We start from the raw sequence: 11,436 nt of genomic DNA on the forward strand, positions 1-11,436 counted from the left end.
TAAAGTAACTCGAATGGTTTGGAGTTATTCAGAGCATAACTTGCTATCGTCAGATATTTCGTTCTGTTACGGATAGATCTCGATATGGCTGCTGCCGGAGTTGCCATTCTTGATAATCCTTATCTGGGTGGTGATGCGCTCGCTCATCGTGTCGGTATGACTGATGACGCCCACCTTCTTGCCTTGCGAACTTTGCAGCATGGCGAGGGAGTCGATGACGGTGGCGAGGGTATCTGGGTCGAGGGTTCCGAAGCCTTCGTCGATGAACAGGTTCTCGAAGGAGATATTGCGGGAGGACAATGCCGACAGGCCCAGGGCGAGACCGAGACTCACGATGAAGGTTTCGCCACCTGATAGGGAGGTGGTGTCTCGGATATCGTCGGCACGGTCGTGGTCGATGACTCTGATGCCCAGCGAATGCTTTACCTGTTGCAGTTCGTAACGGCTATTGAACTTTCTGATTTCCTGGTTGGCGTGCGCTATCAGGAAACTGAGCGTATAGCATTGAGCTATCTTGCGAAGCGTCTTGCCGTCTGCTCCGATGGCATCCGTAATGGCAGTCCAGTCGTCCTTTTCCTGGGTTACGAGTTTCAGAGCCTCAGCCTTGTCGCCCAACTGTTTGAGGGCTTCCTGATGGTTCTGCATCCTGGCGTTGGCAGCAATCAGTTCGTTGCGCTGGCTTCTCTCCTGATACTCCTGCTGAATGGCTAAGAGAGCATCACGGCTTTGGGCAGGCTGATGTTCCAAGTGCTGCTGATGCGCCTTTTCTGCGCTCTGGTAAAGGGCGGTAGTTGAAGCCACGGCCTTCTCTTTTTCGTCCTTTTCCCGTCGGATAGCGTTCCAGTCTTCGGCAGAGTGAAGCATCTCTCGGATGGTATTTCGGTCGATAAGGCTTGGTTCGATACTTCTTTCCTCGATGCCTTCCTCTTCGGAGTCTTTTCCTTCGATGCTCTTTTCTTCAAGCTGCTTGTTATTTTCCTCAATCCAAAGGTCGAGTTCCTTTTCCTTCGTTTGCAGATTCTCTTTCATCGTCTTGTTCTGAGACAGCATGGTTTGATGCGAACCTTTACTGTTGGCGAGTTCCGCCTTCAGTTTGTTGATATTCTCGTTCTGAGTATCAGCTGCTTTCGTTGCCTCATCCTTTGCTGCTGTCAGTCTTTGTTCAGCCGCGTCTGGTTCTTCTCCATTCAGAATCTGCTTGTATTTCTCCTGCCATTCCTCCATTTCCTTCTTGGCGCTATTCCATGTCTGAAGGGCTTTCCCGTAAGCCTCCTCCTTACTCTTCTGCTGCGAGATAAGATTGATGGTAAGTGCTTTTTGCTCAGCCAGTTTTGTGGCGCAGGTTGATGCGCTTTCCTGGGCTTTGTTCAGTATCGTTGAAGCCTTGCTTTCATACGCAGCTTCATCCTTTACAGCCTTATCCTTGAGTTGGGTTAGCCGTTCTATCTCTTTCTGAATTTTGTTAAAGAGGCTCAGTTTGCTGCTCGCATCTTTCGCCTTGTTTTCATAGATAGGCAAGAGTGATTTCAGTTCTGCCTCTGCCTTTGGAATCTTTGGATACTGGGCGATGAGCGCCTTCCAATCCTCTTCGTAAGTTGCTATTTCTCCCGAGAGCTTTTCCTGTTGTTTCTGGAGCGTCTGTACTTCGCCGTCGTTCTGTTTTCTCTCGCCGGAAAGATCCTTCTCCTCTTTCTGCTGCAGTTTCAGCAGATTCTCCTTGGCTTTCAGAAGTTGCGAGAGTTCCGTAGTGGCTTCCTCAAACTGTCTGTTGTCGGTATGATAAGGATGGGTCGTGCTGCCGCAGAGCGGACAAGGTTTGCCTTCGGTCAGGTTGGCACGATGAATCTCCCATTTCTCACTCACCATGAGGGTATAGGCATTTCTCAGCGTCAGGGTCTCTTTCTCCAAAGCCTCGATGGACAATTTGCCCAGCGCCTCATCTATCTTGGCATTTCTCTCGCCCAAGACCAGGATGCGCTCCTCATTCTTCTGCTTTTCTGTTGTGGCAGTATCAAGATGAGCCACAACCTTGATGGCTTGCTGGACATCCTGCAGTTTCTTTTCGGCTGCCGATTTATGGCTCTGCAGTTCCTCTATGTTCTGTCCTGCAGTCTTATTTCTTTCCGTCTCCCAAGCCTGTTCAGCGGCTTGCGTTGCTTCGTGCAGAACCAGTTTCTGCTTGGCAATCTCTTCCTGTGTCGTTTTGAGAGCAAGGTTCGCTTTCTCCGTTTCGGCTTCCCATTTTTGGATGTTTCGGGCGTTTTCCTCCACGTCTTTCTGGGCAGATTGATTCTCTTTCTGAGTCAACTCCAATGCCTCTTTCTTTTCTTTCAGATTCGGCATTGCCGCTTCCATTTTTGTTTTCAGCGCTCTTGCTTCAGCGATGACCGGCAGCGCCTTTTCCAGCTGTTCCTGTGCCTTGCTTACTGCTTCCTTCAGATTGGCGAGAGTTTTCTCGCTTTCGCTGATGGCAGACTCTTGACTTTTGATGTTTGCTTCCGCTTTCAGAATGTTTTCTTCCTGCTCGTGGATGCTTTGCGTCTGTCGCTCTACTTCCTGCAGCAGGTTGACGGCAGGCTGTACTTCATCGTGTAACTGCAGACGGAGAATCTGGGCTTGCATCGCTTTAATGGCATCTGCTGCTTGCTTCATATCAGTCTGGCAGATAGTGATTTGCTTGATTTGCTTATCGTTTTCCTCAAACCATTGCAGGTCTTTCGAGATGGCTTGCAACTGGCTGTCGAGTTCCTTCTCTGCTTTTTCCAACCGGGCGATTTCCTCCTTCAGTTGGGCGAGTTCTTCATCGTTCAGCAGGTTCTGTTTTACGGCTTCCACCGATGCTGCCATCTGGTTGTAGGCATCCGTCGCCTGGTCTTTCGCCTTCTTGATTTCAGTAGCGATGTTCGTATAAGTTTCCTCGCATCCGATGAGCTTTTCCAGGAGTTCGTACCGTTCGTTTTCCTTTGCCGTCAGGAAGTTGGCAAACGAGCCTTGGGCGATGAGCACGGTACGGAGAAACTGGTCGTAGTCGAGTCCGATGATGTTCGGCAGCTCGTTCCAGTCGGCAGCTTCCTCCGTTATTTCTTCTCCGTTTCTCGTGATTTTATAGAGCGCAGTCTTGGCGTTCTCGTAGCGCACTCTCTGGAATCTGACGTGCCATTCTGCGCGGTAGATGCTGCCGTTGTTGGCAAGGAAGGTGAGTTTGCTGTAACCCTCTTTCTTGCCACGTGTCAGGATGTTTCTACTGTCGGTAGGTGCCAGACGGTTACTTTCGCTGGCATCGGCAGCCCCGAAAATCTCGATGTTCTGGTTCTTGTCGCCTTTCTTCCTGGGGTAGCGAGGGGCGCGGTTGTAGAGAGCCAGACAGATAGCATCGAGTAGGGTAGACTTGCCACTTCCCGTCGGACCTACGATGCTGAAGATGGTGCTCTCGCCTAAGGCACCTTCTTCAAAGTTGATGACCTCGCCACCCTGTTTGTCAAGCGAAGCGAGGTTGAGTATTTCGAGTTGTAGGAATTTCATAATGATGATGTTGTTAATAAATCGGATAACATTTTCTCCTGTCTTTCGTTCATCGGAGCGTTGTGTCTGATGGCGAAGGCTTCTTTCAGCGTGTCGAGCGGAGGACGGTTAATGATGTCTTCTATGCTGGTGATGTGCTGGGAACCCTGGATGGTGGAGAGGTCCAGTTGCGGGATGATACGCTGGATTTTGCAGAGCACGGCATCCTTTTCGTTGACGAGTTTCTCCAGTTCCTTGATGTCATCGCTGGTCAGTTTCTCCTGTTTCACCTTCAGCATCACGTAGTCGAAATGGTTGCTCAGTTCGCCATCAGTTCTCTCTGAAAGTTCAGAATTGATGAGCTTCTGCCATTTCTTGAAGGTCAGTTCTTCCTCATCTTCGGGCAGGATGCGGAGGGCGTGCTGAGGCTTGTATTCCAGGAAATCTACTTTCCATTCCTTGCTCTTGCCGGTTTCTTTTCTCTCCTCCTCTTCTCCGTGTTCTATGGTGATGAGGTCGATTCCGTGGGTGTAGTCTTTCTCGGCAAACGACATCGGGAGGATACTTCCCGTATATCTTGCCCAGTCGGTGTTCCAGATATGTTGCCGTTTGTGGATGTGTCCGCAAGTCATATAGTCGGGATGGTCGTTCCATCCTTCCAGGTCCACTTCCTCCTGTCCGCCTATGATGATTTTCTCGCTCGCATCCTTTTTGGCGATATCCGAACCCTTGGCGTACATGTGTGCCATTATGATGCACTTCCTGCCCGGGTATTTCTTTCGAGCCTCAGCCGTCAGTTCTCTCAGAAAGTCGTTGACTCCCTGCGAGTAGCTGGCGTTCTGCACCACATCGCTTCTAAGAAAAGGTACGGCGAGGATGATGACTTCTTCTCCTTCCTCGTTGGTTACGGGGATGATGAGGTCATCGAAGGAATAGAGCCAATGTCCGCCGGTTTTATCATCGTCCTCGCTTTCTCCCTGCTTCCAGATTTTCCTTACGTTTCCTCTTATTTCCACGTGGTATCGGGTGAGTAGCGGACGGGGAGCCTCCAGTCGGCTGGCGGAATCGTGGTTGCCGGCGGTAATGATGACCTGCATGTTCGGGCACAGTTGGGTAGCATCGGCAAGAAACTCGTAATAAACGGTCTGTGACGCTGCCGATGGATTTCCGTTATCAAAGATGTCTCCTGCGATAAGGAGAGCATCGGGTTTTTGTCCAGCTATCTGTTCCAGGAGCCATTTCAGGAAATGCTTGTGTTCCGGCAGACGGTCGTTGCCGTGAAACAGGTTGCCCAGATGCCAGTCGCTGGTTGCTAATATCTTCATACTCATAAGGATGTCTAATCTTAGTCTTTTTCTTTGTCTTTGGCTTGCAATCCTTTAGCCTTTGGTTTGCAATCTGACTACAAAGTTAACACAATTATTTGGGATACGCAAAGAAATAAGCTCAAAAAACGAAGAATTATGGCCGGAAAAGTAAAGATATTCAGGAAAAGTCTTGTTTTATATCTGATAAAGTTGTATCTTTGCAAGGTAGAAATCTTCGTTCATAAACATTGAATGTCCGTTCAGTGTCTTTGAACGGCGGTTCATAGACTTTGAATGTCGGTTCAATGTCTATGAACGGAGATTTCTCCTAGGATTAAATACTTTTCTTCCTAGGTTTGTGGTCTTTTCTTCTTAAGTATAACAATAAATACTATAGGATGTAAAGGCTGTTGCAATAAGAAATACTAATAAACTAAAGTAGGAAAGGAAACTGATATGGCTAAGTACAAATTGCAGGAAATGGGGGATATGCGCTATGATGGCAAGCGCAGAGTTTATCCCAAGATGGTGACCAACCGTACACTATCCCGAAAAGAGTTCGTCAAGATGATGCAGAACTACCATCGCGGTATTTCGGAAAGTACAACGGAGGCTGTATTGACCGATGTGGTTGATATGCTGGCAGACATGCTCTCCATGGGGTACAACGTGAATCTGGAAGGTTTCGGTACCTTCTCCCTCTCCCTCGCTTTCGAGGATGAGAAGCCTAGGGAAATTCTGAATCCAGATGATAAGATGACGTACCGCAAGGTGGGAGTGAAAGACATCAACTTCAAGGCGTCCCCTGAGTTTGTCAAGGATGTAAAGCGTGAAACCGACCGTGACCTGGAGCGTGATATGGGTGGTGTAAAGGTTATCCGTAAGCAACTCTATTCCAGGGAAGAGCGCATCGCCCGAGCCCTGGAGGTGATAGAGGAGAACGGAGTCCTCACCCTAGGCGATTATGCCTCCATCAACAACCTGAGCCGTACTGCCGCCTCTATGGAACTGAAGGAGCTGACAAATGACAAGACTTCGCCGATAGATTCACTAGGTCGTGGCAGCCATAAGGTTTGGGTGAAGAGGAAAGAATAAATGCAAATATCTCTCAGAATATTTGTTAGTTTCAATTCTTTTTCGTATTTTTGCGGTGTAATTAAAATGATAGTGTTATGACGACAATAACAAGGGAACATCTTGAAGATGAGGTACTCAAGTCGATTCAGAAGAAAGCGGAGTCGATTATGCCGAAAGATGCCAAGGTTATCCTTTTCGGGTCAAGGGCTAGAAGGGATGCTAAAGCAGATTCCGACTGGGACATCCTTGTGCTTTTGAACAAGGATAAGATAGATGAGCAGGATCATGATAATTACACCTATCCTCTTTGGGAATTGGGATGGCAAATCAATCAGATGATTCACCCGATAGTGTATTCGATGAAAGACTGGCAGAGCAAAAAGGGCAGTCCTTTTTATAATAATGTAGAGAGTGAAGGACTGCAGTTATGTTAATATTTTGTTAAAGGTGCGTGTTAATAGTCTTATTTATAGGAAAATATGTAATTTTGCACTGTTAAATAGATGTTTAATTTAAAGTCCAAATAATTATGGAGCAGATTACTATAGATTTTAAGAACGCTTTTGATTGTTCCAAGAAGGAAAAGTCGAAGGTTTGTCGCTCTGGCTATGTACGTGTGGTTCGTTTTATGGATGATAAGAAGCATACTAGACCACAAGTGTATGAGGGCGATTTGTTGGAGGTTTTGAATGGCAGCATATAATTTTGAAAGCAAGGGATTGGTAGATGCCATTCTGACGCCAATAGCAGTCTGTGAGGCTGTAGAAATGAATGAGAGTATTGTTGTGCCTAAGATATTTCGCTCTTCTAATTGCATGTGGGATACAGGGGCGACTAATACGCTTATATCTCAAAAGGTAGTTGATGATTTGGGGCTAAAGTCTTATGGTGTATGCTTGGTCTCAGATAATACAACAACAGAGAAACGTGAAACGTTTTTGGTTCATTTAGGCTTACCGACAGGAACAACAGCGTTAAACGTAGAAGCGATGTTAACGTTGAGTGAAGATTATGATGTTGTAATAGGAATGGACATTATTAGTTTATGTGATTTCTGCTTTACAAACAAAGATAACGCAAGTTGTTTCTCGTTACGCCATCCTTCGAACGAGAAAATTATTTTAAAATAATAAATATCCTTGGGATTTGCAAGAAACTTTCCGATTTTCTTGCAAATCCCAATTCTTTTTATTACCTTTGCCGATGTCTTGCTGTGGATGGCTGGCGATGAGTCGCTGGCTAGGTAAAAATCCATGGCTTGGCCTATTTTAATAAGAAAGACGTGTACTGACGTTTTCTTCTGATCTATTGGAACCTCGGAAATTTCAAAAGGGATTCAGATGAAGACAGTGGTAGACGGCTACTCATCGTGTATATACGCGAGGCATAGGTGTGCCCTTTCCATTCGTATGGAGAGGGTGTGTCCTATGCTATCAATATATACAAGTTTGGCGTAGGGTCTATTGCTTCTTATCTTTGTTCCCAAGGTCATCCGAGGACCACAATAGGCAAGGATAAAGTAATATGATTCCTACGCCTTTCTTTTTATCATAGCCATTACAAACACAAACAATCTTCTCTGCTTAAGGAATCGGTGGAGTATATTTATAGGGCTAGGAGACACCGATATGGCAAAGAAAATAGATTTGCAAGCTTTGTACCAGCAGATAAATGAACTTCAGATTGATAAAGATTTGAACAGGGGAAAGCTGCACCCTCTTTCGGAGAAATTCACTATATTTGCAACATGAAGGAAATATAGAAACTATCCCAAGGATAGAGTTAGCCCTGATTATCATCGGGGGCATCCATATTTATCTTCTTAATAAACCTCTTGTATTTTCTGGAGTGAACTTAACAATAAGCAGACAAATTTAAATAACAATTATAATATTAATTTATGAAAAAATTTACCAATCAATTCAATGGGTCGCATGCCGACCGTATTAACAATGGGGGAGGTAGGTTCCGAAGGATCGCTCTGTTCCCATTGATGTTGTTCATGTTGTTGCTTGTGCCTACCAGTATGATGGCGCAGACAGATTACGACAACACAGTAACCTTCACAGCCTTAGCAGGTAATCCCCAAGGCTTCCCTAATGAGACTTATGCGGAACTCTTTGATGGCAAAAAGACAAAAGACAAATTCTCCAAGTGGTGCTGCAAATTCTCACGTAGTGCCAATGTCATCTTCGCAGCCAGCAAAGCAGGAGTCCCTGTGGGCTACACCATCACAACGGGTAACGACAACTTCACTAGTAAAGGTCGCAACCCTATGTCGTGGAAGCTCTATGGAAACAACGTGGGCAAAGATGGAGAATGGACGCTCATTCAGGAGGTAAACAACGATACGAAACTTCAGGATGTGAACTATACTTCTTACGACTTCACCTGCGGGGGAGGTAAATCTTACAAATATTTCAAATGGGAAATATCGGCTATTCATAGCGGAGACGTGTTGCAGGTAGGCGAATTTGAACTCAAACTCCAAACTTGTACGCACACAAATGCCGATGGCTCGTCTGCCCTTGGCAATGCAATAAAAACTGTGGAAACTACTTGCACCGAGCATGGCTATACCACATACAAATGCTCTATTTGCCACTCAACAGTAAAAAAATATAAGACTGATGAGCTAAAGAAGCACACACTCACTTACCATGAAGCTAAAGATGGAGTTAAAGAACACTGGCAGTGTGATGTATGCCACAAATACTTTAGCGATGCAGATGCCACTCAAGAGGTTAGCTATGCCAGCCTTTTATATCCGGCTTATGCAGTGTTTGAAGGAAGCACAGGAACGCTTACATTCAAATGCAGTCCTTCCAAGCCCGAAAGAGCTTATGACCTTAATCGTGAATGGTCTGCTATAAATGAAAATATCAAGAAGGTGGTTTTCGATGCTTCGTTTGCCAATGCAAGACCAACGAGCTGTGATCATTGGTTCGATTACTGCCCTAATCTGACCACAATAGAAGGCATTGAGTATTTTAACACCGAGAACGTGACGAATATGCGCTATATGTTCGGTGACTGCAGGTCTCTCAAATCTCTCGATCTCACAAACTTCAACACCGAGAATGTGACAGATATGTACTATATGTTCCATAACTGCAGGTCTCTCGAATCTCTCGACCTCACCAACTTCAACACAGCGAAGGTGACGAATATGAAAGGTATGTTTTCGAGCTGCTACGCTCTCAAAACCATCTACGCCAGCGATAAGTTTGTTACGGATCAGGTTACTGAAAGTACTTGTATGTTCTCTGATTGCCTCAACCTCAAAGACTATTCCTCTAGCAAGGAAGACCACACCTATGCCAACTGCGGCCCGACTGGTTACTTTACTTATGGACGTGGGTATGCCATGTTTGACGATGCTACAGGAACTCTTACATTCAGCTACAAGGGATTCAAGCCCGAAGGAGCTTATGAGCTTAATGAGGGGGGGAAATACTCCTGAATGGATTTCTAAAAACTCTTATGTCAAAAAAGTGGTCTTCGATGCTTCGTTTGCCAATACAAGACCAACAAGCTGTTTTTCGTGGTTCAGAGGATGCGAGAATCTGACCACAATAGAAGGTATTGAGTATCTTAACACCGAGAATGTAGAAAACATGTCATCTATGTTCAGGGACTGCTACGCTCTCGAATCTCTCGACCTCTCTAGCTTCAACACAGCGAAAGTGACAAGTATGAGCCGTATGTTCTATATCTGCAAAGCCCTCACAACCATCTACGCCAGCGATAAGTTTGTTACGAACCAGGTTACTAATGGTAATGATATGTTCTATGGTTGCGAAAAACTCAACGGCTATGACGGTAGCAAGACCAACTACAAATATGCCAACTACAAGACTGGCTACTTCAGCAAGCTGGTAGGTAAGAATGGCGACGAAAAGATTGGAGCATCAGGAGAAACTCTTACAGCAGCGAGTCTTGCTCTTGACGATGAAAAGGACTTCGTGGCTTACGAACCGTTCTCAGCCAAGGCTGCATCTTATAGCCGTGAAATGAAGGAAGGCACCATATGGGCTACGCTCTGCTTGCCTTTCGAGGTATCGCTTGCAGATAAGAACTTCCGTGCCTTCAAGCTTCTTTCGGCTAACGAGAGTACAAGCACCATTCAGCTTGAAGAGATTACGACAAGCATCGCAGCTGGCACTCCTGTTATCATCAAAATGAACAACGGTGAGACCACTCTCAGCATCTCTGAAGCTAACAAGGAGATTGCGCAAAAGGTAGTGTCTGCTGCTGATGGTAACTATCAGCTCCAGGGCATCTATACCCAAAAGGTGTTCGACAAGGATGCTGACAACAACTGCTACATCGTGAAGGGCGACAAACTGATGAACCCTACCAAGTTGTTGGAGAACACAAGCACAACACAAGTGGGCAGCATGCCTTTCCGTGCTTACATGGTAGACAACACTTCATCATCTGCTGGTGCTAAGATGTTCAGCATCGCCATCGGTGACAACACAACAGCCATCGACAGCCTCAACACTATTGCAGACGATAAGGCTGTATATTATGACCTGCAGGGCAATCGCCTCAGCGCTCCTCAGAAGGGCATCAACATCGTGAAGCGTGGCAGCAAGACAATGAAAGTTATCATCAAATAAAAAGAACTGAGAATTATGAAAAAGAAAGAATATATAAAGCCAGAACTGAATGTCTACCAAATGGAGACTACATCTATCCTCGCGGGCTCTGAAATAGTTAAAGCAAAGGAAGAGGATTATAGCGAAGAATCGGTTAGTGACTATCGCGATTCAAGTGGCAGCATTTGGGCTGATTAAAAAGCCTCACCCCCAATAATAATGATACCTCATGGCATGAGTGCCATGGGGTATTCTCCTTCATAAGCTCTTTCCTTTATAGTTTTCTTTTGAATTGTCTGATCAAATATCTAGGACTTCTTCTCATATCCCATAAGTCTACGAAAATGACGAGGTCGTTGGCTTCGTCGTAGCGATAGATAATCTTCCAATTCTCCTTGATAATCGCACTATGGTAAGGGCGGTGGAATCGCTTAAGCAATGGCTCTCTGGGTGAAGAAAGAGGATGTTTGCAAAGTCTGTTTATTATTGCTTGCAAGCTTTCGTCAAATCTTTGAACGCAAAGTCGACCAAAGTTTTGATAACTATAGTCGGTTGTTTCTTTATAAATTTGAAGAAAGCTATTGCGTAGTGTTACTTTAGCCATGTTCGTTCTTCGTTTAGTTTATTGAAAAACTCTTCTACACTATAGCTAATGCCTGTCCTTTCATACTCCGCCTCAATAGCTTCTATCCTAGCCACGGCTTCTTCTTCATTAGCCGGATGCCAGCCAACAGGTATCTTGTTCCAGTCAATATCTTCTTCTGCACATTCATCCTCGGGAAGTGCTATGGCGGCATTTCCGTGATAGGCTGGTGCAGGCTCTGCTGCGAAAGCTGCATCTTTCTGCTCTTCTGGCAATGTATATCTTTTCTCTTTCATAAGCTTGCGTATTTTATCTGCTGCAAATTTACGATTATTATCTGAATCATGCAAGAAAAATGGGAGAA

General features: G+C 45.5%; 12 protein-coding genes. 8 read left to right on the forward strand and 4 right to left on the reverse strand.

The window, feature by feature from the left end:
* Positions 1-66 precede the first annotated feature (66 nt).
* Both NNC77_RS01565 and NNC77_RS01570 read right to left on the reverse strand, forming a co-directional pair.
* Positions 67-3,522, reverse strand: a complete 3,456-nt coding sequence (locus tag NNC77_RS01565) for an AAA family ATPase (RefSeq protein ID WP_254969786.1) — start codon at positions 3,520-3,522, stop codon at positions 67-69.
* Positions 3,519-4,826 (reverse strand): exonuclease SbcCD subunit D, encoded by a 1,308-nt coding sequence (locus NNC77_RS01570; RefSeq protein WP_254969785.1) that lies wholly within the window; start codon positions 4,824-4,826, stop codon positions 3,519-3,521. The genes NNC77_RS01565 and NNC77_RS01570 overlap by 4 nt, the downstream gene beginning before the upstream one ends.
* Positions 4,827-5,264: 438 nt before the next feature.
* On the opposite strand from NNC77_RS01570, the gene NNC77_RS01575 reads away from it, so the two are divergent.
* The 8 genes from NNC77_RS01575 to NNC77_RS01610 all read left to right on the forward strand — a co-directional run bounded on the left by NNC77_RS01575 (position 5,265) and on the right by NNC77_RS01610 (position 10,687).
* Complete coding sequence (locus NNC77_RS01575) at positions 5,265-5,903, forward strand: HU family DNA-binding protein (RefSeq protein WP_254969784.1); 639 nt, start codon at positions 5,265-5,267, stop codon at positions 5,901-5,903.
* A gap of 77 nt (positions 5,904-5,980) precedes the next feature.
* Positions 5,981-6,319 (forward strand): nucleotidyltransferase domain-containing protein, encoded by a 339-nt coding sequence (locus tag NNC77_RS01580; RefSeq protein WP_153082024.1) that lies wholly within the window; start codon positions 5,981-5,983, stop codon positions 6,317-6,319.
* 95 nt (positions 6,320-6,414) lie between these two features.
* Positions 6,415-6,588, forward strand: a complete 174-nt coding sequence (locus NNC77_RS01585; RefSeq protein ID WP_182429537.1) for a hypothetical protein — start codon at positions 6,415-6,417, stop codon at positions 6,586-6,588.
* Positions 6,575-7,015, forward strand: coding sequence for an aspartyl protease family protein (locus tag NNC77_RS01590; RefSeq protein ID WP_234563752.1), 441 nt, complete (start codon positions 6,575-6,577; stop codon positions 7,013-7,015). The genes NNC77_RS01585 and NNC77_RS01590 overlap by 14 nt, the downstream gene beginning before the upstream one ends.
* Positions 7,016-7,513: 498 nt before the next feature.
* Positions 7,514-7,636 (forward strand): hypothetical protein, encoded by a 123-nt coding sequence (locus tag NNC77_RS01595; protein ID WP_254963584.1) that lies wholly within the window; start codon positions 7,514-7,516, stop codon positions 7,634-7,636.
* Between the two features lie 149 nt (positions 7,637-7,785).
* Positions 7,786-9,348, forward strand: a complete 1,563-nt coding sequence (locus NNC77_RS01600) for a BspA family leucine-rich repeat surface protein (protein WP_254969783.1) — start codon at positions 7,786-7,788, stop codon at positions 9,346-9,348.
* Complete coding sequence (locus tag NNC77_RS01605; RefSeq protein ID WP_254969782.1) at positions 9,317-10,510, forward strand: BspA family leucine-rich repeat surface protein; 1,194 nt, start codon at positions 9,317-9,319, stop codon at positions 10,508-10,510. The genes NNC77_RS01600 and NNC77_RS01605 overlap by 32 nt, the downstream gene beginning before the upstream one ends.
* 15 nt (positions 10,511-10,525) lie before the next feature.
* On the forward strand, positions 10,526-10,687 hold the full coding sequence (locus NNC77_RS01610) for a hypothetical protein (RefSeq protein WP_181985819.1): 162 nt from the start codon (positions 10,526-10,528) through the stop codon (positions 10,685-10,687).
* A 76-nt stretch (positions 10,688-10,763) separates the two neighbouring features.
* On the opposite strand, the gene NNC77_RS16665 is transcribed toward NNC77_RS01610, so the two are convergent.
* Entirely contained in the window at positions 10,764-11,093 is a 330-nt protein-coding gene (locus NNC77_RS16665) for a type II toxin-antitoxin system RelE/ParE family toxin (protein WP_119236508.1), read from the reverse strand.
* Entirely contained in the window at positions 11,081-11,368 is a 288-nt protein-coding gene (locus NNC77_RS01615; RefSeq protein WP_153079509.1) for a hypothetical protein, read from the reverse strand. Before NNC77_RS01615 ends, NNC77_RS16665 begins: the two co-directional genes overlap by 13 nt.
* Between the last annotated feature and the right edge of the window lie 68 nt (positions 11,369-11,436).

It is taken from the genome of Segatella copri, from assembly GCF_024330485.1.
Classification (GTDB): Bacteria; Bacteroidota; Bacteroidia; order Bacteroidales; family Bacteroidaceae; genus Prevotella; species Prevotella copri_L.